Source organism: Pseudomonas sp. B21-041, assembly GCF_024748675.1.
Lineage (GTDB): Bacteria > Pseudomonadota > Gammaproteobacteria > Pseudomonadales > Pseudomonadaceae > Aquipseudomonas > Aquipseudomonas neuropathica.
The window spans coordinates 4998988-5023078 of sequence record NZ_CP087175.1; the positions used below are offsets into that span (position 1 = coordinate 4998988).

Annotated in this window: 15 protein-coding genes; 11 read left to right on the forward strand and 4 right to left on the reverse strand. The window is 59.2% G+C overall.

The features are described from left to right. Positions 1-4 precede the first annotated feature (4 nt). Together LOY43_RS22220 and LOY43_RS22225 are read right to left on the reverse strand one after the other, a co-directional pair. Positions 5-940 carry an iron-sulfur-binding ferredoxin reductase gene (locus LOY43_RS22220; protein WP_258708734.1) on the reverse strand — a complete coding sequence of 312 codons (936 nt, stop codon included), beginning with the start codon at positions 938-940 and terminating at the stop codon, positions 5-7. Continuing rightward, positions 933-2039 carry a diguanylate cyclase gene (locus LOY43_RS22225; protein WP_220556911.1) on the reverse strand — a complete coding sequence of 369 codons (1107 nt, stop codon included), beginning with the start codon at positions 2037-2039 and terminating at the stop codon, positions 933-935. Before LOY43_RS22225 ends, LOY43_RS22220 begins: the two co-directional genes overlap by 8 nt. 624 nt (positions 2040-2663) lie before the next feature. Here LOY43_RS22225 and LOY43_RS22230 point away from each other — a divergent pair. From LOY43_RS22230 to LOY43_RS22275, 10 genes are all read left to right on the forward strand, one after another. Continuing rightward, positions 2664-4187, forward strand: coding sequence for a fumarate hydratase (locus LOY43_RS22230; RefSeq protein ID WP_034153454.1), 1524 nt, complete (start codon positions 2664-2666; stop codon positions 4185-4187). Between the two features lie 202 nt (positions 4188-4389). After that, positions 4390-8910 carry a SpvB/TcaC N-terminal domain-containing protein gene (locus LOY43_RS22235; RefSeq protein WP_258708735.1) on the forward strand — a complete coding sequence of 1507 codons (4521 nt, stop codon included), beginning with the start codon at positions 4390-4392 and terminating at the stop codon, positions 8908-8910. Then, positions 8907-11645: an RHS repeat-associated core domain-containing protein gene (locus tag LOY43_RS22240; protein WP_258708736.1), complete on the forward strand. Its 2739-nt coding sequence runs from the start codon at positions 8907-8909 to the stop codon at positions 11643-11645. The genes LOY43_RS22235 and LOY43_RS22240 overlap by 4 nt, the downstream gene beginning before the upstream one ends. Beyond that, positions 11642-14380, forward strand: coding sequence for an RHS repeat-associated core domain-containing protein (locus LOY43_RS22245; RefSeq protein WP_258708737.1), 2739 nt, complete (start codon positions 11642-11644; stop codon positions 14378-14380). Before LOY43_RS22240 ends, LOY43_RS22245 begins: the two co-directional genes overlap by 4 nt. A gap of 76 nt (positions 14381-14456) precedes the next feature. After that, the gene (locus LOY43_RS22250; RefSeq protein ID WP_258708738.1) at positions 14457-16217 is read left to right on the forward strand and encodes an ATP-binding protein; all 1761 of its coding nucleotides are present in this window, start codon (positions 14457-14459) and stop codon (positions 16215-16217) included. Further along, a complete protein-coding gene (locus tag LOY43_RS22255; protein ID WP_150693255.1) occupies positions 16217-17545 on the forward strand; it encodes a sigma-54 dependent transcriptional regulator in 1329 nt (442 codons plus the stop codon). The genes LOY43_RS22250 and LOY43_RS22255 overlap by 1 nt, the downstream gene beginning before the upstream one ends. Before the next feature lie 128 nt (positions 17546-17673). Further along, positions 17674-18815, forward strand: a protein-coding gene (locus LOY43_RS22260; RefSeq protein ID WP_408980807.1) for an IS3 family transposase whose coding sequence is annotated in 2 segments (ribosomal slippage) — positions 17674-17935 and positions 17935-18815 — 1143 coding nt in all. Because the reading frame shifts where the segments join, the coding sequence is not laid out codon by codon here. Positions 18816-19206: 391 nt separating this feature from the next. Beyond that, positions 19207-20526: an MFS transporter gene (locus LOY43_RS22265; RefSeq protein WP_007912608.1), complete on the forward strand. Its 1320-nt coding sequence runs from the start codon at positions 19207-19209 to the stop codon at positions 20524-20526. Between the two features lie 379 nt (positions 20527-20905). Beyond that, positions 20906-21181 (forward strand): hypothetical protein, encoded by a 276-nt coding sequence (locus LOY43_RS22270; RefSeq protein ID WP_038366788.1) that lies wholly within the window; start codon positions 20906-20908, stop codon positions 21179-21181. 257 nt (positions 21182-21438) lie between these two features. After that, entirely contained in the window at positions 21439-22068 is a 630-nt protein-coding gene (locus LOY43_RS22275) for a flavin reductase family protein (RefSeq protein WP_007912610.1), read from the forward strand. A 4-nt stretch (positions 22069-22072) separates the two neighbouring features. Here LOY43_RS22275 and LOY43_RS22280 read toward each other — a convergent pair whose 3' ends face one another. Continuing rightward, positions 22073-22315, reverse strand: a complete 243-nt coding sequence (locus LOY43_RS22280) for a hypothetical protein (RefSeq protein WP_258708739.1) — start codon at positions 22313-22315, stop codon at positions 22073-22075. A 43-nt stretch (positions 22316-22358) separates the two neighbouring features. Beyond that, entirely contained in the window at positions 22359-22712 is a 354-nt protein-coding gene (locus LOY43_RS22285) for an antibiotic biosynthesis monooxygenase family protein (RefSeq protein ID WP_220556918.1), read from the reverse strand. A 338-nt stretch (positions 22713-23050) separates the two neighbouring features. Here LOY43_RS22285 and LOY43_RS22290 point away from each other — a divergent pair, with 338 nt between their 5' ends. Further along, positions 23051-23980, forward strand: a complete 930-nt coding sequence (locus LOY43_RS22290) for an AraC family transcriptional regulator (RefSeq protein WP_093430530.1) — start codon at positions 23051-23053, stop codon at positions 23978-23980. The last annotated feature ends 111 nt before the right edge of the window (positions 23981-24091 follow it).

Below are 24091 nucleotides of genomic sequence, written 5' to 3' on the forward strand. Positions count from 1 at the left end.
GCGCTCAACCACGGGACAGGAACACGTCAGCCAGTAGTTGATTGCGCGGCAATCCGGCCAGGTACAGACGCCGCGCGAAGGCGTCGACGCTGGCCGTCGAGCCGCAGACTAAGGCCAGGGTTTGCCGGGAGACAAGGCGCAGTTGCGCCAAAGCGGCGGCTGACTCGGCCGCCGTCCACAGCTCGACACTGAGGTTTTCCCGCTGCGCAGCCAGTGCCGCCAGGGGTTTGGCCAGATAGTGCTCGCGATCGTCATGAGCCACGTGAATGACGCGGATCAGGCCTTGGTGATCCTGGCGCAAGGCTTCGCGCAGCACGCCGAACAAAGGGCCCAGACCGGTGCCAGCGGCCAGCAGCCACAAGGGGCGACTGTGCCAGTCGGGATCGTAATGCAAAGCACCGCCGCGCAGTTCGCCGAGACGGATCGGATCGCCGATCTGCAATTTTCGTGCGCCATCGCTGAATTCACCAGGCTGGCGGCAATCGAGATGGAATTCGAGAAAGCGGTCTTCCTCCGACAGGCTCGCCAGCGAATACGGCCGCGCAATGTGCCCGATCCACAACACCAGATGTTGCCCGGCGCTGTAGCGCAACGGCCGTTGCGGGGTCAGACGCAAGCGCAGGACGCTGTCGCTGAGCCAGTCCAGCGCTTCGACCACTGCCGGGCGACCATCGGTGATCGGGTCGAAGGTGTGCACCTGCAAATCTTCGACGACCTGACACTGACACGCCAGGCGCCAGCCTTGCTGACGCTGTTCGGCGCTCAAGGCGTCCGGCCGATTGTCGGCGGGCAGGCCTTGCACGCATTGCACCAGACAGGCATGGCAACTGCCGGCGCGGCAGCTGTAAGGCACGGCGACGCCATTCTGATTGAGGGCATCGAGCAGATTGCTGCCCGCTGCCACTGACCATTGTCGTTCACCGACGCGAAGTTCAGGCATCGACGTTCTCCCACGCGGCCGCACAACGATTGCGCCCGTCACGCTTGGCCCGATACAAGGCCTGATCGGCGCGCTGCAAGGCGTCGTCCAGATCATCGCCCAACACCAACAGCGTCATGCCGGCCGACAGGCTGAGGTTGCGCACATTCAGGCCGACCAGTTCAACGTCAGTAAAGGCAATACGCAGACGTTCACAGCAAGTAGTCAGCCGTTCGGCGTCGCAATCGGGCAACAACACAACGAATTCTTCACCACCATAACGCGCCAGCACATCACCGTCGCGCAGACACGCCTGGGCAACGCCGGCGAAGGCCTGCAACACCTGATCGCCGGCGGCATGGCCGTGCAGGTCGTTGATGCGTTTGAAATGGTCGAGGTCGATCAGCGCCAAGCCGTGCACCACATCGTCGTCCATTTCATCCAGCTCTCGCGTGGCCAGACGCAGAAAATGCCGACGATTGAACAGCCCGGTCAGTTCATCGGTGGCGACCAGATCTTCCAACTGCCGCATCATCCCGCGCAGGGTGTCCTGATGCGCCTGCAAGGCAAACCGGCGCTGGCGCTGGCGTTGCCGCGAAACCTGGACGAAGCGCGCGTACAGCACCAGCCACGCCAGCACCATTGCCAGAATGCACACCTGCAAGGCGGCAAGCGCCGGCTCGCGCAAGCGGAAGTAGTAGCCGTCCCACAGCGTGATGGCACAGAAACTGAAGAACACCAACAGGGCACAGCGTATGAACGCCCGTCGACTGAGATGGAACAGGCCGAACAGCAGGATCAGCACGTAGAACACCAGGAAGGCGCCGCGGGCTTCATCCAGATGAGCGATCAGCCAGGTCTGCCAGCCGAGACCGATCAACACCTGCGCTTCGGTCAGGCTGGGATCGGCAAAGCGCAGGTTGCGCCCACTCCAGAACAGTGCGAACAGCACCGACTGGCTGATCACCACCAGCGCACTGCCGATGGCCACAGAAGTCAGGGACTGCTCGTAGTGCCCCGTGAAAAATGCCAGCCACAGCAGCAGCAAAGCCAATCCATAGGTGGCCGCAGCGAGGGCAAAGCGTTTGAGCAAAAGACGTTGAATGGCGTTATGGGTCAATCGTTGACTCACCGTGCGATAAGAGGCTGACCGAGTGTCCTACTCTACAGACCGGCTGCCACTTTAGAGGCGTAGTCGATAAATGACCACCGATTTTCGGGCCCGAAATTTGACGTCAAAAGTGTGGCCTGCGTAGACCGCCAAAAGCCCCTCACCCTAGCCCTCTCCCAGAGGGAGAGGGGACTGACCGAGTCGATTGTTGGCGATACGCCGACCTGAAATACCGAGCCGGACTCAGACTTGAACAGCCTGAACATCGCCCCCCTTTCCTGAGTCGAACTCAGGTTTTGAACAGCATGAAGATCAGCTCCCTTTCTTGAGTCGAGCACAGGTTTGAACAGCATGAAGATCGGCTCCCTTTCCCCTCGCCCCCCTTGGGGGAGAGGGCTGGGGTGAGGGGGTAGCTCTTGAAGTGCAAACCCGCTGTCCGATATTCGCCCACCCATGCGACCAACGAATGATTGCCGGCGCGTGTACGCCCCACCGAGGCGCGTTATACTGCCGCGCCTTTTTAGCGTCGCGCCAGCAGCCCCGGCGTGCCTTGAAAGGTGCTTGCGACCGACCGATGCACCCAAGCCGCAGGCACCTTATTGAATGTTCCCGTCTTTTAGAGGAGCGCGACTCATGACCGTGATCAAGCAAGACGACCTGATTCAGAGCGTTGCCGACGCCCTGCAGTTCATTTCCTATTACCACCCCGTGGATTTCATCCAGGCGATGCACGAAGCCTACCTGCGCGAAGAATCGCCAGCGGCCCGTGACTCGATGGCGCAGATCCTGATCAACTCGCGCATGTGCGCCACCGGCCATCGCCCGATCTGCCAGGACACCGGTATCGTTACCGTGTTCGTGCGCGTCGGCATGGACGTGCGTTGGGATGGCGCCACCATGGGCCTGGACGACATGATCAACGAAGGCGTGCGTCGCGCCTACAACCTGCCGGAAAACGTCCTGCGTGCCTCGATCCTCGCCGACCCGGCGGGTGCTCGGAAAAACACCAAGGACAACACCCCTGCCGTGATTCACTACTCCATCGTCCCGGGCAACACCGTGGAAGTGGACGTGGCGGCCAAGGGCGGCGGTTCCGAGAACAAGTCGAAAATGGCCATGCTCAACCCGTCCGACTCGATCGTTGACTGGGTATTGAAGACCGTTCCGACCATGGGCGCCGGCTGGTGCCCACCGGGCATGCTCGGCATCGGCATCGGCGGCACCGCCGAGAAAGCCGCCGTCATGGCCAAGGAAGTGTTGATGGAATCCATCGACATCCACGAACTGAAGGCCCGTGGCCCGCAGAACCGCATCGAAGAAATGCGCCTGGAGCTGTTCGAGAAGGTCAACCAGTTGGGCATCGGCGCCCAGGGCCTCGGTGGCCTGACCACCGTGCTCGACGTGAAGATCATGGACTACCCGACCCACGCAGCCTCGCTGCCGGTGTGCATGATCCCGAACTGCGCCGCCACCCGTCACGCACACTTCGTGCTCGACGGCTCCGGCCCGGCCTCGCTGGAAGCGCCACCGCTGGACGCCTACCCGGAAATCGTCTGGGAAGCCGGCCCGTCGGCTCGCCGTGTCAACCTCGACACCCTGACCCCGGAAGACGTGCAGAGCTGGAAGCCGGGCGAAACCGTCCTGCTCAACGGCAAAATGCTCACCGGTCGCGACGCCGCGCACAAGCGCATGGTCGAGATGCTCAACAAGGGTGAAACCCTGCCGGTCGATCTGAAAGGTCGCTTCATCTACTACGTCGGCCCGGTTGATCCGGTCGGTGACGAAGTGGTTGGCCCGGCGGGCCCGACCACCGCGACGCGGATGGACAAGTTCACCCGGCAGATCCTCGAGCAGACCGGCCTGTTGGGCATGATCGGTAAATCCGAGCGCGGCCCGACCGCCATCGAAGCGATCAAGGACAACAAAGCCGTGTACCTGATGGCCGTTGGCGGCGCTGCTTACCTGGTCGCTCAGGCGATCAAGAAGTCGCAAGTGCTGGCGTTTGCCGAACTGGGCATGGAAGCGATCTACGAGTTCGAGGTCAAGGACATGCCGGTCACCGTTGCGGTGGACAGCAAAGGTGAGTCGGTGCACATCACCGGCCCTGCGATCTGGCAACAGAAGATCAGCGAAAGCCTGGCGGTAGAAGTGCAATAAGCCCTTCGCTGCCATAAAAACGGCCGGTTCATCTGCAACGATGACCCGGCCGTTTTCACAGGGGCCAACCGTTCGCGATAAAAAAAGCGCCGAAGCATACAAAATGATCTGGCGCACCTGTCAGATCTGACAGGTTCATTTACCCGCCATTCTTGTTAGCGTCAGTCCATTCACGCCCACCCCGTGCGCAATGGATTCGACCATGCCTGATCAACAAGAGCTGAGCATCACCACCCCTTCCATCGCCAAAAGCGCATCGATCGCCACCATCGGCAAAAGTTGGGGCGCTGTGGGCCCGACCGGAGCCGCCTCGTTCGAGTTGCCGATTCCGACGTCTGCCGGGCGGGGCTGGGATCCTCAGTTCTCGCTGAGTTACAGCAGTCAGAGTGGCAACGGTCCATTCGGCCTTTCCTGGCACCTGGCCGGCGTGGGTCAGATCAATCGCAGAACCAACAAAGGCGTGCCACGTTATACCGATCACGACGAGATCGTCGGTGCCGATGGCGAAGTGTGGATGCCGGAGCTCGATGAGCATGGTGAACTCAAGTTCCGAGAGGAAAGCGTCTACAACGGCGTCGACATTGGCCCGCACAGAGTCGTGCGCTATTGGCCTCGAGTGGAAAGCGATTTTGCCTTGCGCGAGCGTTGGCAGCGGCAGACCCGAGAAGCCGATCCACCGGTATTCTGGCTGATACACGGCGCTGACGGCTCGCTGCACCTTTACGGCAAAACCGAAGCCACACGAATTGCCGATCCCCAGGCTCCTGGACGAATCGCCACATGGCTGCTGTGCGAAAGCATGAACGCGCGCGGCGAACACATCTGCTTTGAATACAAGGCCGATGATCAGGATCCCGACCCGCTGCATGACCACCGCGCCCAGCGCTATCTGCGCCGCGTGTGCTACGGCAACTTCACGGCCAGCAGCAATCTGTACAGCTGGACCACGGACACCCCCGCCGACCTGAACTGGCACTTTCATCTGCTGTTCGATTACGGCGAGCGCAGCACGTCACTGACCGACATCCCGGCATATGACGGTGCCCCCCTCAAACCCTGGACCGTTCGCCCAGACAGTTTTTCAACCCACGGTCAGGGTTTTGAACTGGGCACTCGCAGACTCTGCCAGCAGGCATTGCTGTTTCATCATTTTCCCAAGCAATCGACTGACCAACCGAAACTGGTACGCCGCCTGCTGTTGGAATATCACCAACCGCAAAATATCGCGCAGTGGGCCTACAGCCAGATCAGCGCGGCGCACTATCAGGCATTCGATGCGAGCGGCATTGTCGAAAACACGCCGCCGGTCGAGTTCGACTATGCCCCCTTCGACATCAATAAAACCCCGGCGCGCTTCTTCGAACCCGATGTTCAACCGGGTATCGAGGACGGTGGTTTTTACCAGTGTGTGGATCTTTATGGCGAAGGTGTGCCGGGTTTCCTCTGCCGTTATGACCAGGCCTGGTACTACCGCGAACCACTACGCGCGACCAAGGGCACCGATGAAATCGGCTATGGGCCATGGACCGCACTGGAAAAGATTCCGCTCGCCGATCGCAACCGTCCGGTCCAGCAACTGCTGACCGACCTGACCGGTGACGGTCGGCTCGATTGGGTCACCGCGCAACCGGGTATCAGTGGTTTTCGCACCCTGACAGAACAACGCGAGTTTGCCGACTTCGTCCCCTTCGGCAAATTCCCACCAGAGTTTTTCAACACTCTCTCGACACTTGGCGACTTGAGCGGTGACGGCTTGAGTAGCCTGGCGTTGATCGGGCCCAGCTCCGTGCGGTTGTATGCCAACGAGCGCGAACAAGGCTTCGCCGCGCCTGAAGAGGTGCTGCACGAACCCGACGACGACCGCTTGCCACTGTTCAGCAATTCGCGCACAGAACTGGTGCTGTTGGGCAACCTGCTGGGCAGCGATATGCCCGAGTTGTGTCGGATACGCCATGACGAAATCCGCTGCTGGCCGAACCTGGGCCACGGCCGGTTTGGCAAAGGTCGCAAGATCAGCGAGTTGCCCTTCAACTACGAGCAATTCGATTCGTCCCGGGTGCGCCTTGCCGACCTCGACGGCTCCGGTGCCGCGTCGCTGATTTATCTGAAGTCGGATACCTTCGAGATCTACCTGAATCGTGGCGGCAACGGCCTGGAGCAAATACCGATCAGCGTGCCGTGGCCCGACGGCGTGCGCTACGATCGCCTCTGTCAGGTGAGTTTCGCCGATCTGCAAGGCCTGGGCTGCGCCAGTCTGATCCTTACGGTGACGCACATGCAGCCGCAGCATTGGCGCTACGATTTCGTTTCGGCCAAGCCGTATCTGTTGACCAGCAGTAACAACAACATGGGTTGCAGTGCCAGCGTCGCTTATCGCAGTTCGGCGCAGGAATGGCTGGATGAAAAACACCGTTTGCTCACCCTTAAGCGTTTGCCGGCTTGCCACCTGCCGTTCCCGGTGGCGGTGGTCAAGAAACAACGGCAGCTGGATGAAATCACTGGCAATTGCCTGACTCAGACCTTCACTTGGCGTGAAGGCGTCTACGACAGCCGCGAGCGTGAGTTCCGCGGTTTCGGTCTGTTGCAACAAACCGACAGTGAGAGCGCCAGAGCAGATGAGAGCGAAGGTTTCAGCGAGCCGGTGCGTGTCTGCACCTGGTTTCATACCGGGCAATCGATGGACCGGCCGCGCGACGACTACTTCAATCAGGATGCACAAGCGGTAGCCCTGGGTAACACCCTGTTCAGTCGCCATCACCCGGAAGACGATGCCGATGAACTGATTCCGGTGCAGGATGAAGACAGCCAATACCAGCTCTCCCGAGCGTTGGTCGGCTCGATGGTCCGCAGCGAAACCTACGCTGATGCAGACATGGACGCCCCCGGGATTGCCACGCCTTATGCCGTAGAAGAAGTGCGATATCAGGTGCGCGAGGTTCGCGAGCAAGGTCCTTATGCCACCGCCGTCTTGCTGCCACTGGTGGTGGAAAGGATCAGCTACCAGTACGACGGTTTCGTCGATGACCCCATGTGTCGCAACGATGTGGTCCTGCGCTACAACACTTACGGCCAGCCAACGCACGCCATCACGGTGAGTTACGCCCGGCGACTGACCGAAAAAGATGCACCACCGTTCGACGACCCGGATGTACAGCAGTGGTGGTTCGACGCCCATGACCCGGCGCAACAATCGTTCTACCTGAATGAAAGCCGTTCAGCGTTCATCGATCTGGACAAGGACCGGCAGCATTGGCGTCTCGGTTTGCCCTATCAGCAGCGTGGCAATGCACTGGTCTTGCCCAAAGGCACCCTGCCCACCGGGCTTGAAGCCGCGCAAGTGTCCTATGAGTGCCTGAAGGCACATGAGGATTCGGCGCACTGGAACGCTGAACGGGTGCTGACCACGCAGTCTGTACAGCGCTACTTGAGTACCGATGGCCAACGGCTGGACGACGGCGTTGCCGGATTCGAGGCCCTGGTCGGTCCACTGGAAGTGGCACAACTGGACAAGACGGCGCTGGACGCTTACAGCGTGCTGCCTGCGCCCTTCAACGTGCGCGACGAACTGAAGAAGATCGGCTATCTGCCCATGCCGTTTCTGTTCTGGATAAATCCCTTGGGCAGCACGGAGCATGACCTGTGGTCGGCTAATTTCGGCTACGCCGAATACGCCAGCCTCGACGGTTTCTACAAGGTCCGGCGCTATCGCGAAACCCTCAGCCATGGCTTCACTCACGCCGTATACGACGCGTATGCGCTGGCTGTCACCCTCGTGGAACTGCCAGATGGCTGTACCACCTGCATCGAGTACGACTACCACGCGCTGCAACCGCTGAAAATCATCGATGCCAACCTGAATACTCATCAGGCGTTGTATGAACCCTCCAATCAGCCCCTGGCCACCAGTTTTTATGGCTCAGAGAACAACAGGAAAGCGGGTTTCAGGCCACTGAGCGAATACAAACTTCCGGAGGACCGGAGCCCGGCTACGGCAATTGCCAACCCGACCGATGCCGTGCAAAAAGCCGCGAGTACCCTGCGCAAGGATCTGTTCAGCTGGATGGGGCAGATGGCCAACGACACCCGCGCCGCCCTGGCATGGATCGCTCAGGGTTATCTGCTGCCCAGCGGCCACATCAGGGCCAGTACACGCCGCCAACTGACCCGGCGCAGCGGCGCCTTGACGCCTGATGAACAGGCGCTGCAAGACGCCATCGCAACAGTGCATCGCGAACCGGTGCACAGTGTGATCCTCAGTGCCGACCGCTACCCTGATGACGAGGTGGATGCGCAGATCCAGATCACCAAAGCCTGCGTCGACGGTTTTGGCCGGGCTCTGCAAACCCAGCAATTGGTCGATCCGGGCAAGGCCTATGCCGTGGACGCCGACGGCTCGCTGATCGTCGAGGATGGCCAGATCAAAGTGGTCGATGCCAACCCGCGCTGGCGCATCAGCGAGCGGGTCGAATACAACAACAAAGGCTTGCCCGTTCGTCAGTACCGCGCGTTTTTCGCCAACACCTATACCTACGTCAACGATCAGTCCCTGCGCACACTGAGCCATCACGATCAGCTTCGCTATGACGTCAAGAGCCGGCAGGTCGGAATGGTCAATGCCAAGGGCGACTTTTCCCGAGAGACGTACCACCCTTGGTATCACACCAGCGAAGACTTCAACGACACCGCCGAGCCGTCATCGCCAACCAAGGCATCGCAGCCATGATTGCCAACGTGCATCGCCGTACACCTGCGCTGGCGGTAAGCGATGCGCGTGGTTTGCCAATGCGGCAGGTCGGGTACTTGCGCAGTGTGACGGCCGACAACCCCGTAGCGCTGGTAACCCGTCAGCAGCATGACTACGCCGGCCGTCTGATCGAGCAATGGGATTCGCGCTTGTCGGCACCCTGCCTGACCACGGTTTACAGCCTGGACGGCACGGTATTGAAATCCGACAGCGTCGACGCCGGTTGGCGCCTGACCCTGCCGGGTCTGGCCGGTGAGCCATTGCAACGCTGGGATCAGCGCGACAACCATTGGCGCACGAGCTTCGATGAGCAGCTGCGGGTGATCGCGGTCGAGGAAAATGGTCAGTCCAATGTCGACGTTTTTACTTACGCCGACGCCTCGGCCGAGGCCGGGTACAACCGCCGCGGCCAGTTGCTGGAACAGAAAGACCGTTCCGGTTCGCTGCTCACGGACAGTTATTCCCTGACCGGCCAGCCGCTGAGCGAAACCCGCACGTTCCACGACGGCGAGCCGTTCACCACTCACCATGCGTTCAGCCCGCTCGGCGCGCTGCTCGAGCAGACCGACGCCGGCGGCCATCGGCGACGCTCGCGCTACGGCCTGGCCGGGCACCTTCGGCAGGTACAACTGTTGATCAGCGGCCAGAGCCAATGGCAGCCCGTGTTGCTTGATGCGCAGTACAACGCCGCCGACCAGATCATCGAGCAGCAGGCCGGTAATCTTGTCCTCAGTCGCTGGACGTACGACCCTGCAGACAGTCGTCTGCACACTCAGTCCAGTCGCAAAGACACTGGAGCAGTGCTGCAGAACCTCGAATATTTCTACGATCCCGTCGGCAATATCACCCGCATCGAAGACCACGCCTTTCAACCACGTTACTTCGCCAATCAGTTGATCGATGGCCACCGCGACTTCACCTACGACTCGCTCTATCGGTTGACCAGCGCCACCGGCTACGACGACGCCCCGCCGCCGGACATTCCCGGCCTGCCGCAACCGGGCGACCCGAACAATCGCCTCAACTACACCCAGACCTACCAGTACGACAACGGTGGCAATCTGATCGAACTGTGTCACGTACGCACCGGCAACAACTCGACCCGGCAAATGTTCATCGATCTGAAAAGCAATCGCGGGGTGCGCTGGAAAACCGGCGACGAGCCGCCGGATTTCGACACTTTGTTCGATCGCCACGGCAATCAACTGACCGTGCAACCGGGCCAACCGCTGCTCTGGAATACCCGCGATGAGCTGGAAAGCGTGATCCTGGTCCAGCGCGATGGCGGTTCCAATGATGCCGAGTACTACCGTTACAGCCAGGGTATGCGCGTGTTCAAACGCCACGAAACCTTCGCTGCCAACGCCGAGCATTTCCACCAGGTGCGCTATCTGCCGGGGCTTGAAATCCGCACCCGCGACAACGGTGAAGAACTGCACGTCATCACGCTCGGCAACGCCCGCTGCCTGCATTGGGCAAAGAACAATCCCAAAGACATCGACGGCGATCAATTGCGTTACAGCCTCGAAGATCACCTCGGTTCCTGTGCGATGGAACTGGATCAGCAAGCACAACTGATCAGCGAGGAAGGCTATTACCCGTTTGGCGCCACGGCGTGGATGACCCCACCTCCAGAGACCGGGGTCAGCTATAAATTCATCCGTTATTCGGGCAAAGAGATGGACGTCAGTGGCATGTATTACTACGGCGCACGCTATTACGCGCCGTGGTTGCAGCGTTGGGTCAGTGCCGATCCGGCCGGAGATGTGGATGGGTTGAATCTGTATGCGATGGTGTTGAACAACCCGTTAACTTATGTGGATGTGCAAGGCAACAGCCAAGAGAAATTCGATATCGTCAATTTCTCAAACTTCGTGACCACTCTCGGTGATTACTCAGCCACAACGCTGGACCAAATGCTGAAAGTATCAAGCGGACAGTACGGGACTGAACTGCTGGCGAATATTGTTGCAGAATCACTGATAGGCACTGCCGGCTTCTTCGCTGGTTATTTCGGCGGCGGGTTCGCAGGCTCAACACTTACCGCTGCTATGCCCGCCGCCGTCGGCTTCTTGTCGGAGATGATTGCCATGCACATCAGCGGCGATATCGGCGAGGAGATCGCCAGCAAATACACGTCCTTTGCAAATATGACAGTCCCATTGATTCCACAAACTTCGGCAATGAGCGTCGCAGCCATTGATCAAAAGGTCGGCATCACAGAGCGTTCATCGAGTTTCACGCCGGCCGATGCCGCCAACACCTTACTGAACCGCGGCGTCGGAACATTTGTTCCAGGCGTGGGGGCGACACTTAATATCGGTTCGCGGGTGCAGGAGGTGGAGGACATTAAACAGGGTCTGGATCCGGTCAAGATTGAAAAAATCGAAACGATGCTCGCCGACTGGAAACAAGTCCTCACTTCGCGAATGGCCGATATTGAGAAAGCCTTCAGACGCGTAGGACAAAACACGATCAATTCGGCTGACGTGCTACCTGACAAGAGCCGCTTAATGGCTGCCAAGACCATTCGGCTCGATACCTTGCGAGAGCAGACCAGTGCAATCCTGGGATATATCGAAAGCAGCCAGACCACCCTGAAGTGGCACAAAGAAGATTTGCTGACAGACAACAGATTTTTGCGCAAACAAGCGAAACCAGCGTCGAAATTTCAGACATTTGTTCAGCCCTTCACCAAACACAAATTCGCATGAAATACGACCCTGTTCATAGGCGCACTCCAACGGTGGCGGTGATCGATGGCCGGGGCTCGCCGATCCGTCAGGTCAGTTACTTGCGCACTCTGGCAGACGACACACCAAAAGCACTCGTGTCGCTTCAGCAATACGATGTGGTCGGCCGTATGGTGGCGCAGCGGGATCCGCGTCTGCCCACTGCGAACCTCATTAACGTCTACTCACTAAACGGTGATGGGGTATTGACCGACAGCGTCGACGCCGGCTGGCGCCTGATCCTGCCGGGGCTGGCGGGTGAGCCGTTGCGGCGCTGGGATCAGCGCGGTAGCCAGTGGCAGACGATCTTCGATGAGCAACTGCGGGTGGTCGCGGTCGAGGAAAATGGCCAACCCGATGTCGATGTTTTCATTTACGCCGATGCCTCGGCCGAAGCCGGATACAACCGTCGCGGCCAGTTGCTGGAACAGAAAGACCGTTCCGGTTCGCTGCTCACGAACAGCTTTTCCCTGACCGGCCAGCCGCTGCGGGAAACCCGCACGTTCCACGACGGTGAGCCGTTCACCACTCACCATGTGTTCAGCTCGCTCGGCGCGCTGCTCGAGCAGACCGACGCCGGTGGCCATCGGCGACGCTCGCGCTACGGCCTGGCCGGGCAACTCAAGCAAACGGAACTGCTGATCAAGGATACGTCTGACTGGCAACCGGTATTGCTGGACGCACAGTACAACGCCAACGAGCAGATCATTGAACAACTGGCCGGCAATCGCGTCCTCAGTACGTGGACGTACGACCCTGCAGACAGTCGTCTGCACACTCAGTCCAGTCGCAAAGACACCGGCGCAGTGCTGCAGAACCTCGAATATTTCTACGATCCCGTCGGCAATATCACCCGCATCGAAGACCACGCCTTTCAACCACGTTACTTCGCCAATCAGTTGATCGATGGCCACCGCGACTTCACCTACGACTCGCTCTATCGGTTGACCAGCGCCACCGGCTACGACGACGCCCCGCCGCCGGACATTCCCGGCCTGCCGCAACCGGGCGACCCGAACAATCGCCTCAACTACACCCAGACCTACCAGTACGACAACGGTGGCAACCTGATCGAACTGTGTCACGTACGCGCCGGCAACAACTCGACCCGGCAAATGTTCATCGATCTGAAGAGCAATCGCGGGGTGCGTTGGAAAACCGGCGACCCGGAACCGGTGTTTGGCGATCTGTTCGACAGTCACGGTAACCAGAAAGCGATGCACCCCGGCAAGCCGCTGATCTGGAATGCCCGCGATGAGGTGGAGAGCGTGACGCTGATCCAGCGTGAAAACGATCGCAATGACGCCGAGCATTACCTTTACAGCCAGGGCATTCGCGTGTTCAAACGCCACGAAACCTTCGCTGCCAACGCCGAACATTTCCACCAGGTGCGCTACCTGCCCGGGCTTGAAATCCGCACCCGCGACAACGGTGAAGAACTGCACGTCATCACCCTCAGTAACGCCCGCTGCCTGCATTGGGCAAAGAACAACCCCAAAGATATCGACAGCGATCAATTGCGTTACAACCTTGAAGATCATCTCGGCTCCAGCGTGATGGAACTGGATCAAGACGCCGTCATGATCAGCCAGGAAGGCTATTACCCCTTTGGCGAAACCGCGTGGATGGCACCGAATTCGGAAACCAGGTACCGCTTCATCCGCTATTCGGGCAAGGAGATGGATGTCAGCGGGTTGTACTACTACGGCGCCCGCTATTACGCGCCGTGGTTGCAACGCTGGGTCAGTGCCGACCCGGCAGGGGATGTGGATGGGCTGAACCTATATGGGTTTGTGCGCAACAATCCCATGACTTACTTCGACACGACAGGCAACAAAACAGAAGAAGCTCAACCGTCAAGCGCAGGCGTTCGGGCATTTATTACCGGAAACACTCCCACAGAGCGTATGCAGAAGAAACTGGCCTTCCATAACGAGCTGCTTTCAGCCGTCGATCTGGCTGTCAGGGATGTCACCACTCAAATACTCAATCATCGCTCTGAGCCCAACAGCAGGGTATCAACCGCGAAACGTACAGGTTTTTTTCTTGCGGAAAAGGGCACATCCAACGCGGTTGGCATAGGCATGAGCGCAGCCGGGGTAGCACTGGGAATCCCTGGCGGCCCTCTGGGAATGCTGATTGGCGGGGCTCTTGGTTTCCTAGTCGGAAAAACCGTGAGTAAAACGACGAAAGCGATCGGCAGAAAAACCGGTTTGAACACCTCCATCAGCTTGCAACCGGATCGATTGAAAGGAACCAGGCTGTTAAAGCAAACACAGGCCGAACAAGGGCCCGTGGTTAACTTTAAAGCTATCGCCGATTACAACCCGCTCAAACCCGAAGGACGGCAAGAGATCAAACAAGGCGGCATCGCGGCTGGCAAGGAATTGGCGCTGGCAGGCGCTGGCAAGATCCCCTACGTCGGGCCGACTATCAAGGTGATTCCGGACACCCTCGATCTCTTGAATGAAATAGCAACCAGCGCAAATGATCTTACCGAGGATGAGGTGACTGCACTGGATGCCGACATTACCGACACGATTAATATGCTGCAGTATCGCTCGGAACATTTAATCGAAACGGTCAAGACCCTGAGTCGTACTGACCCCTCTAAGCGCATTGAACGCATTGAACGCGACACAGGACAGCGAATAAAAAGGCTTCGAAACCTGAGGACCGTGCTTCATTCCAATTCGTCGACTTTTACTGCCGTATGAAAAGGTGACGACGCGACTCCTGGCCTGAACAGTGCTCATGGTAAGGTGCCTGCCCGTCCTTATTCCTGCGCCCAGCATGCTGCCGACTTCCCGTACCCTGCGTCTGTCGTTGTATACCCTGCTGATCATTGCCGGCGCGGCGCTTGCCGCTACGCTTGCGATCCGCCACGCCGAACGTCAGGCGCTGGAGGAGGATGCCGCCCGTGCCAACCAGCAACTGGCGTTGTACGCCAACTCCCTGCATACCCTGATCGACCGCTACCGCGCCCTGCCCGCCGTGCTGGCGCTGGACCCGCAATTGCGTTCGGCGCTGGCCGGGCCGGTCGATGCCGACGAACAGGCGGCGCTGAATCTCAAGCTGGAAAAGATCAACGGCGCGGCGCAATCCTCGACCCTTGAACTGCTTGATCACACGGGCCTCGCCGTGGCGGCGAGCAACTGGCGCTTGCCGAGCAGTTACGTCGGCCACAATTACGGTTTCCGCCCCTACTTCAGCCAGACCCGCACCCAAGGCACCGGGCGTTTTTACGCGGTGGGCGTGACCAGCGGAATTCCCGGCTATTTCCTCTCCAGCGCGGTGCTCGGCGACAACGACGAGTTCCTTGGCGCGATGGTGGTCAAGCTGGAATTCCCCGAACTGGAACGCGAGTGGAGTCAGGGCAATGACACCCTGCTGGTCAGCGACGCGCGCGGGATCATCTTCATCGCCAACCAGCCCGGCTGGCGCTATCGCGCGCTGCGGCCATTGAGCGCCCGCGACATGGATGAGATCAAAGCCACCCGGCAGTACGACAAGCAATCGCTGCAGCCCTTGACTCATTTGTCGCTGCGCCGCTTCGATGACAACAGCGACCTGCGCCGCGTCGAAGGCCCGCTAGGCACGGCGGATTATCTATGGGAATCGCTGCCCCTGAGCGCCGAAGGCTGGACCCTGCACCTGCTGCGCCATCCGCAAGTGGCCTTCGAAGACCTGCGCAACGCCGGGCTGGCCGCCGCCGGGGTGTGGCTGGCGCTGGTGTTTCTGTTGCTGTTTCTCAACCAGCGCTGGCGCCTGTCGAAAATCCGCCAGCGCAACCGCGAAGAACTTGAACAGTTGGTGGAAGAACGCACCCGCGATTTGCGCACCGCGCAGGACGGCCTGGTGCAATCGGCCAAACTCGCCGCGCTCGGCCAGATGTCCGCCGCGCTGGCCCATGAAATCAATCAGCCGCTGACCGCTCAGCGCATGCAACTGGCGACGCTGCGCCTGCTGCTCGAGCATGGCCGGGTCGACGATGCTTATAAAGCCTTGAAACCGGTAGACGAGATGCTCACGCGCATGGCTGCCCTCACCGGCCACCTCAAGACCTTCGCGCGCAAAAGCCCCAGCGGCTTGCGTGAGCGCCTGGATCTGGCGACGGTGGTCGATCAGTCTTTGCAGTTACTCGATGCACGGTTGCGTGACGAGCAGGTCAGTCTGGTGTTGCACCTGACGCGTCCGGCATGGGTGCGCGGTGATGCGATTCGTCTCGAACAGGTGCTGATCAACCTCCTGCGCAACGCCCTCGATGCGATGCAGGGCAAAGCGTGCAAGCGTCTCGAAATCCGTCTGGAAGCCGATGAACAACTGTGGCGCCTGAGCGTCAGCGACAATGGCGGCGGCATCGCCGAAGACCATTTGGGCCAGGTCTTCGATCCGTTCTTCACCACCAAACCGGTGGGCGACGGTTTGGGTCTCGGCCTGGCGGTATCCTTCGCCATCGTGCATGAATCCGGCGGCCGTCTGAGTGCTGAAAATGGCGACAGCGGCGCGGTGTTCAGCCTGACTTTGCCGATCGATCTGGAGGCACACATCTGATGCTCAATTCAGTGATGGTGGTCGATGACGAAAGCAGCATTCGCAGCGCCGTCGAGCAGTGGCTGAGCCTGTCCGGCTTCGAGGTGCAGCTGTTCAGCCGCGCTGAAGAATGCCTCGCCGCCCTGCCCGCGCACTTTGCCGGGGTGATCCTCAGCGACGTGCGCATGCCCGGCATGGGCGGCCTGGCGTTGTTGGCCGAAGTGCAGAAACGCGACGCTGACCTGCCGGTAATTCTGCTCACCGGTCATGGCGATGTACCGATGGCCGTCGAGGCGATGCGCGACGGTGCTTACGACTTTCTGGAAAAACCGTTCAGCCCGGAAACCCTGCTCGGCAGCTTGCGCCGGGCGCTGGACAAACGCCGGCTGATTCTGGAAAACCGTGCACTGCACGAGCAGGCCGACAACCGCGCGAAACTCGATGCGACGTTGCTTGGTGTGTCCCGTGGTTTGCAGACGTTGCGTCGGCAAGTGCTGGACCTGGCGGCGCTGCCGGTCAATGTGCTGATCCGTGGCGAAACCGGCAGCGGCAAGGAATTGGTCGCGCGTTGCCTGCATGATTTCGGTCCGCGCGCGGCCAAGCCGTTTGTGGCGCTGAACTGTGCGGCGATCCCTGAGCAGTTGTTCGAGGCGGAGTTGTTCGGTCACGAGAGCGGTGCATTTACCGGCGCCTCGGGCAAGCGCATCGGCAAGCTGGAATACGCCGATGGCGGCACCTTGTTTCTCGATGAAATCGAAAGCATGCCGCTGGCACAACAGGTGAAACTGTTGCGCGTGTTGCAGGAGCAGAAGCTTGAACGGCTGGGCTCGAACCAGAGCATTCGCGTTGACCTGCGGATTGTCGCAGCGACCAAACCCGACCTGCTCGATGAAGCCCGGGCCGGACGTTTTCGCGAGGACCTGGCGTATCGCCTGAACGTTGCCGAACTGCGCTTGCCGCCGTTGCGCGATCGCCGCGAAGACATCCCGTTGCTGTTCGAAACCTTCGCCCACAATGCCGCTGAACGCTTGGGCCGCACCTTTCCACCCTTGAGTGGCGCGCAATTGAGCCATCTGCTCAGCCACGACTGGCCGGGCAACGTACGCGAACTAGCGAACGTTGCCGAACGTCAGGTGTTGGGCCTGGATGAACCGGCACCGGGGATTGATCCGGGGCAATCGCTGGCGGCGCAGCAGGAGGCGTTTGAGGCGCAGTGTTTGCGTGCGGCGCTGACCCGGCACAAGGGCGATGTGAAAGCGGTACTTGAAGAGTTGCAACTGCCGCGCCGCACGTTCAATGAAAAGCTGCAGCGGCATGGGTTGAGTCGGGAGATGTTTTTGGCTGAGTGAGGCTGGGTCGGGATTTTTGCTGCGGCTGAAAACCATCCCCCTCACCCCAGCCCTCCCGAAATGATCTGGCTTAATGATTCTGGACACCCCTAAAGGGCGTTAATCTACGCCCAACGACGAGGTGTGATTTGACCAGACGATATTTTTCGACAGATTTCAAACGGGATGCGGCTTGCCTGGTTTTGGATAAAGACTATTCGGTGAGTGAAGCCTGCGAAGCAATGGGCGTGGGCCCTACAGCTCTGCGTCGCTGGGTTGAACAACTGCGTGCGGAGCGCAGCGGCAAGACGCCTGAGAAGTCCAAGGCCATGACCGTTGACCAACAACGCATCCAAGAACTGGAAGCAACAATTCGACGGATTGAGCGCGAGAAGGAAATTTTAAAAAAGGCTACAGCTCTCTTGATGTCGGATTCCCTCGATCGGTAAGGCTGGTCGAGGAGTTAAGCGAGCAATATCCAAGATCCGAGTTGTGTGGCGTGTTTGGCATCAACCGCAGCAGTTATTACGAGCGTCTGAAACAGCGGGCGAAAGTGCATGTCGGGCGCGATCGCCTAAAGATCAAGGCTGCCGAATTACATGAGCAAAGTCGCGGCTCAATGGGCGCGCGCAGCCTGTCAAAAGCGCTGTGTAACGAAAAAGAGTCGGTAGGTCGTTACATGGCTCGTAGCCTGATGCGCGAGCTCGGTTTGAAGAGCCAGCAACGGCGCAGGCATCGGTACAAACCCAGCGGTGCGGAGGCGCAATACGCCCCCAATCATTTGGAGCGTAAATTCAATGTCGAGGCCCCCAATCGAGTGTGGTGTGGCGACGTGACTTACATTTGGGCCGGTACTTACTGGGTTTATCTGGCTGCTGTACTTGATCTGCATGCCCGCCGCATCGTCGGCTGGGCGATGTCCAGAAGTCCGGATTCAGCTCTGACCTGTCGAGCGTTAAAGATGGCTTTCGAGTCGCGAGGACGCCCTGAAAACCTAATGTTCCATTCGGATCAGGGCTGTCATTACAGCAGTAAAGTGTTTCGTGAAACGCTGGCGGACATGCGCATAAAACAAAGCATGAGTCGACGGGGAAACTGCTGGGATAACGCTCCGATGGAACGTTTCTTTGGCAGTTTGAAATCTGAATGGATACCCAAGGCTGGTTACCGAAACGAAGACGAAGCCAGCACCGATGTGTTGCGCTACCTGACCCACTATTACAATCGGATCAGGCTGCACAGTTACAACGGATATCGGACTCCGGTAGCAATGGAAGCCTTGGCAGCATGAGAAATGACCTAAACCCTATAACCGTGTCCAGTATCGTTTGACCAGATCAAAACGTCGGACCGCCCCCAAGGGGGCGAGGGGGAAAGGGAGCCGATCTTCATGCTTTTCGAAACCTGAGTTCGACTCGGTATCTCAGGTCGGCGTAACTATCAAAAGCACCTCGATCAGTCCCCTCTCCCCCCGGGAGAGGGTTAGGGTGAGGGGCTTTTGATCTCAGCCCCAATAAGCGGAAATCCGCTCACAAGATCAATTCCATCGGCACAAATCCGCTCACCCAATCCCGCCACGCCCTCTAAACCGGCCCTCCCCCCGTTGGCACACCTCCTGCTATAGCCCTCGCAGGCTGCGTTTCGACGCGCTCCACAAAAACAATTAAACGAAGGATCCTTCAATGGATAACTCCAACGCCCTGCCACTTGGGTCGGCTGCCGTGCCGGCCAAAGAAAGAACCACCGCCAGCCGGATCAAATCGATCTTCAGCGGTTCCGTCGGCAACATGGTCGAGTGGTACGACTGGTATGTGTATGCCGCCTTCTCCCTGTATTTCGCGAAAACCTTCTTCCCCGCCGGTTCCACCACCGCCCAACTGATGAACACCGCCGCGATTTTCGCCGTCGGCTTTCTGATGCGTCCGATTGGCGGCTGGCTGATGGGGATGTACGCCGACAAGGTCGGCCGTAAAAAAGCCTTGATGGCCTCGGTTTACCTGATGTGCTTCGGCTCGCTGCTGATCGCCCTCAGCCCGAACTACGAAACCATCGGCATCGGCGCGCCGATCCTGCTGGTGTTCGCCCGTCTGCTGCAGGGCCTCTCGGTCGGTGGCGAATACGGCACCTCGGCAACCTATCTCTCGGAGATGGCAACCAAGGAGCGTCGCGGCTTCTTCTCCAGCTTCCAGTACGTGACCCTGATCTCCGGCCAGCTCATCGCGCTGGGCGTCCTGATCGTGCTGCAGAACGTGCTGACCACTGAACAACTGTACGCGTGGGGCTGGCGTATTCCGTTCGCCATCGGCGCGCTGTGTGCGGTCGTGGCGCTGTACCTGCGTCGCGGCATGGAAGAAACCGAGTCGTTCACCAAAAAAGAGAAGTCCAAGGAAAGCGCCATGCGCACCTTGATGCGCCACCCCAAAGAACTGTTGACCGTGGTCGGCCTGACCATGGGCGGCACCCTGGCGTTCTACACCTACACCACCTACATGCAGAAATACCTGGTGAACACCGTCGGCATGAGCATCTCCGACTCGACCACCATCTCTGCCGCCACGCTGTTCCTGTTCATGTGCCTGCAACCGATCATCGGCGGCCTCTCGGACAAGATCGGTCGTCGTCCGATCCTGATCGCCTTCGGCGTGCTGGGGACGATCTTCACCGTGCCAATCCTGATGACCCTGCACACCATTCAGACCTGGTGGGGCGCGTTCTTCCTGATCATGGCAGCGCTGATCATCGTCAGCGGCTACACCTCGATCAACGCGGTGGTGAAAGCCGAACTGTTCCCGACCGAGATCCGCGCCCTGGGCGTTGGCCTGCCGTATGCACTGACCGTGTCGATCTTCGGCGGCACCGCTGAATACATCGCGCTGTGGTTCAAGAGCATCGGCATGGAAACCGGTTACTACTGGTATGTGACGGCATGCATCGCGGTGTCGTTGCTGGTGTACATCACCATGAAGGACACCCAGAAGCATTCGCGCATCGTCACTGACTGATCGGGTTTCACAGCCACTGCAATGGTGGCTGTGATGGACTCTTCGCGAGCAGGCTCGCTCCCACATCTGGAATGCATTTCCCTGTGGGAGCGAGCCTGCTCGCAATTGGGTCACAGCGTTATCCAGACCTGCATGAAAAATCCCTCACACACGCCGCACAGCGATTAATCGCTAATTAATGCTGCCCCCTCATTCTGCAATCACCTGATCGATGACCTGCGCGACGCTCGCTCCGACGACGAAAGCGAATTCAACGTGCCGCCCTTAACATCAAGTTAATCGATTGTTCTTAGCATTAATTTGCGCTTTTTAATCAACTTATTTGGCGTAGCATTAAACCCATGCAAGACACACCGCCAACGAATCTGGAGTAACCGACATGAAAACCAAACTGATCCTCGCCCTGACCCTGTCCGTACTGGCCGCTAATACCTTTGCTGCCGACGGCTCGGATCGCACCAAATCCGCCGACTTCATCAACGGCGCCAGCGCCGCCATCGAAACCAGCCACACCGGTACTTATGCCGCTGATGGTTTTGATAAAACCAGCCTTGGCAAAGCTGTGGCTGCTGATGGTTTCGACAAGACCAACCTGGGTAAAACCGTCGCGGCTGACGGTTTCGATAAAACCGGCACCGCGGCTGCCATCAGCTAATTTTCAGCGTTCGTCCCACAGCCCGGCCTTGGCCGGGCTTAGTCATTTCTGGGGGATGACAATTTTCTCGAATACACACAAATCCACTGTAGGAGCTGCCGAAGGCTGCGATCTTTTGATCTTGATCTTTAAAAGCAAAATCAAAAGATCGCAGCCTTCGGCAGCTCCTACACGGGGTTTTGCGTCTGGCTGGAAATATGCGGGGCGTCCTTGCACTATGGCTGCATCCGAAACGCAGCCTCAGGAATTCACCCACCATGCCCGATGACATCCACTTCTACGAACCCGCCAACGGCCACGGTCTGCCCCACGATCCGTTCAACGCCATCGTCGGCCCACGCCCCATCGGCTGGATTTCCTCGCAGGATGCCAACGGCCGCTTGAACCTGGCGCCGTACAGCTTCTTCAATGCCTTCAACTACATTCCGCCGATCATTGGTTTTTCCAGCGTCGGGCGCAAAGACAGCCTGAACAACATCGAGCAGACCGGCGAGTTCGTCTGGAACCTCGCCACCCGCCCGCTGGCCGAGCAGATGAATCAGAGCTGCGCGATGGTCGCGCCTGAGGTCAACGAGTTTGAATTGGCGGGTTTGACGACAGTGGCGTCAAAGGTGATTTCAGTACCACGGGTCGCAGAAAGTCCGGTGTCCTTTGAATGCAAGGTCACGCAGATCATTCAGTTGCAGCGCGCCGATGGCGAAACCGTGCCGAGCTGGCTGATCCTCGGCGAAGTGGTCGCCGTGCATATCGCCAAGTGGCTGTTGAAGGACGGCATTTACGACACCGCCGCAGCAGAACCGATTCTGCGCGGCGGCGGACCGGCGGATTATTTCCAGTTGGGGCCTGAGGCCCTGTTCAAGATGTGGCGTCCGGGCGCAAACAAGTAACGCGTTACCAGATCAACTCGGCGTCTTCAGAGACGCCTTTGAGGTTATCCAGCTCATTGATGGCCGCTTCATCAGCGGCAATGGCGCCGGGGAAGATCTGGTCATTCAACAGTTTGTGAAAGCGTGGTGCACCGCCATCGACCAGGGCCTTGACCGCGATTGCCGCGTGATAGCCCTTGTTGCCGCCCAACTCGACGGGGACGACTGCGGAAACTGCTTCGAAGTGTTCGAACTCTTTACGTGCCATGTCACATATCCCGGCTCAGACAAACAAGCCGGACATTAAACCCTCAACCGACGAGTTTGTGTACCGGCGCCGGGCATTGACCGAGGGCTTGCGCCGCCGACACGTCCTTGAACGTGTGGAAGTCGAGGCTGTTGACCACCAGTTCCTGCACCAGCTCGGCGAAGATTTCCATCGACGGGCTGTTGAAATAGTTGGTCATCATTTGCTGGCTGCTCCAGAACCCGCAGACCAGCCACAACTCGGAATCACACTGCGAATGCTGCAAGGCAAAGCTCAGGCAACCGGGGGCGGCGCGGGACGGCTCGATCAACGCGCTCAGGCGTACACCGAGTTCCGCCGAACGCCCGGCGCGCGCTCGAACGAAGGCCATATGACTGACGGGAATCTGCTTGGACATGTTCAACCCTCCCAGGGAGTCGCGTGGCAGCCGGGGGACGGGCTGCGACAGGATCAAAGGTTAAGGGCCGCACGCCAGCCGCCGTTAGTCGATTCCTGTCGCTGCGTTGCACAATCCTGCGAGACTGCGCAGAAGACCTGTAACAACCTGTAAAACTGCGTCACACGGTTGTCATACGGCGTATCAAGCAACTTTGCCGCCCTACATCCTGCTATGGCTGAGCCCGCCCACAATCCCATGCAGAATCAGGCAAGCATTTCGCAGGATGTGTCTACCGCTGGCGCTTGCACAAACATATGCTCTGCTCCATTCCACCTCCCCTGCCGAGGATGCCGTGCATGACGTCATTCGATCGTTTTCAAGCCGAACCCACCGCTGACATGGAAAAACAGCGCGCGGAACTGGCGGCGATCATCCGCCGCAACACCACCGACGATGGCAGCTACGAGACCGCCATCGGCTCGCTGTTCATGTCGCGCCACACCCGATCCCACGACTTTGCCCCGGTGCTCGCGCAACCGGCGCTGTGCATCATGGCGCAGGGACGTAAGGAAGTGCGGCTGGCCGACGAGTTCTTTAATTACGATCCGCTGAATTATCTGGTGGTGTCGGTTTCGATGCCGTTAAGCGGGCGCGTGGTGAATGTCTCGCCGGAAGAACCCATCCTCGCCGTGCGCCTGGATATCGACCCGACCGAAATCACCGCGCTGATCGCCGACGCCGGCCCGATGGGTGTGCCGACGCGGCCGACCGGGCGGGGTTTGTATGTCGAGCAGATCGACAGTTCGATGCTCGATGCCGTGCTGCGTCTGGCCCGATTGCTCGATGCACCGAAAGACATCGCCATGCTCGCGCCGCTGATTCGCCGGGAGATTCTTTATCGCCTGTTGCGCAGCCCGCAGGGCCATCGTTTGTATGAAATCGCGATCGCCAACAGCCAGAGCCATCGCATCAGTCAGGCGATCAAATGGTTGAACGGCAACTTCGAACAGCCGCTGCGCATTGATGACCTGGCCAAAGAAGTGAACCTCAGCGTCTCGACCTTGCATCACCGTTTCAAGGCGATGACGGCGATGAGTCCGTTGCAGTATCAGAAGCAGTTGCGCCTGCAAGAGGCGCGGCGTCTGATGCTGGCCGAGGGGCTGGAAGCGTCGGCGGCGGGGTATCGCGTCGGGTATGAAAGTCCGTCGCAGTTCAGCCGTGAGTACAGCCGCTTGTTTGGTGCACCGCCGTTAAGGGATTTGGCGCGATTGAGACTTTCGGTGTGAACTTCAAGAGCCCCTCACCCTAACCCTCTCCCAGAGGGAGAGGGGACTGAATGGGGAATATTGGAGAGGTTCACCGACCTGAAAGTGCTTTACCGAATCCACAATCAACTG

Bases quoted from the DNA above. Each gene is read 5' to 3' on its own strand.
- LOY43_RS22220 (WP_258708734.1), bottom strand. From the start codon at position 940: ATGCCTGAACTTCGCGTCGGTGAACGACAATGGTCAGTGGCAGCGGGC.
- LOY43_RS22230 (WP_034153454.1), top strand. From the start codon at position 2,664: ATGACCGTGATCAAGCAAGACGACCTGATTCAGAGCGTTGCCGACGCC.
- LOY43_RS22235 (WP_258708735.1), top strand. From the start codon at position 4,390: ATGCCTGATCAACAAGAGCTGAGCATCACCACCCCTTCCATCGCCAAA.
- LOY43_RS22240 (WP_258708736.1), top strand. From the start codon at position 8,907: ATGATTGCCAACGTGCATCGCCGTACACCTGCGCTGGCGGTAAGCGAT.
- LOY43_RS22245 (WP_258708737.1), top strand. From the start codon at position 11,642: ATGAAATACGACCCTGTTCATAGGCGCACTCCAACGGTGGCGGTGATC.
- LOY43_RS22250 (WP_258708738.1), top strand. From the start codon at position 14,457: ATGCTGCCGACTTCCCGTACCCTGCGTCTGTCGTTGTATACCCTGCTG.
- LOY43_RS22255 (WP_150693255.1), top strand. From the start codon at position 16,217: ATGCTCAATTCAGTGATGGTGGTCGATGACGAAAGCAGCATTCGCAGC.
- LOY43_RS22265 (WP_007912608.1), top strand. From the start codon at position 19,207: ATGGATAACTCCAACGCCCTGCCACTTGGGTCGGCTGCCGTGCCGGCC.
- LOY43_RS22270 (WP_038366788.1), top strand. From the start codon at position 20,906: ATGAAAACCAAACTGATCCTCGCCCTGACCCTGTCCGTACTGGCCGCT.
- LOY43_RS22275 (WP_007912610.1), top strand. From the start codon at position 21,439: ATGCCCGATGACATCCACTTCTACGAACCCGCCAACGGCCACGGTCTG.
- LOY43_RS22280 (WP_258708739.1), bottom strand. From the start codon at position 22,315: ATGGCACGTAAAGAGTTCGAACACTTCGAAGCAGTTTCCGCAGTCGTC.
- LOY43_RS22285 (WP_220556918.1), bottom strand. From the start codon at position 22,712: ATGTCCAAGCAGATTCCCGTCAGTCATATGGCCTTCGTTCGAGCGCGC.
- LOY43_RS22290 (WP_093430530.1), top strand. From the start codon at position 23,051: ATGACGTCATTCGATCGTTTTCAAGCCGAACCCACCGCTGACATGGAA.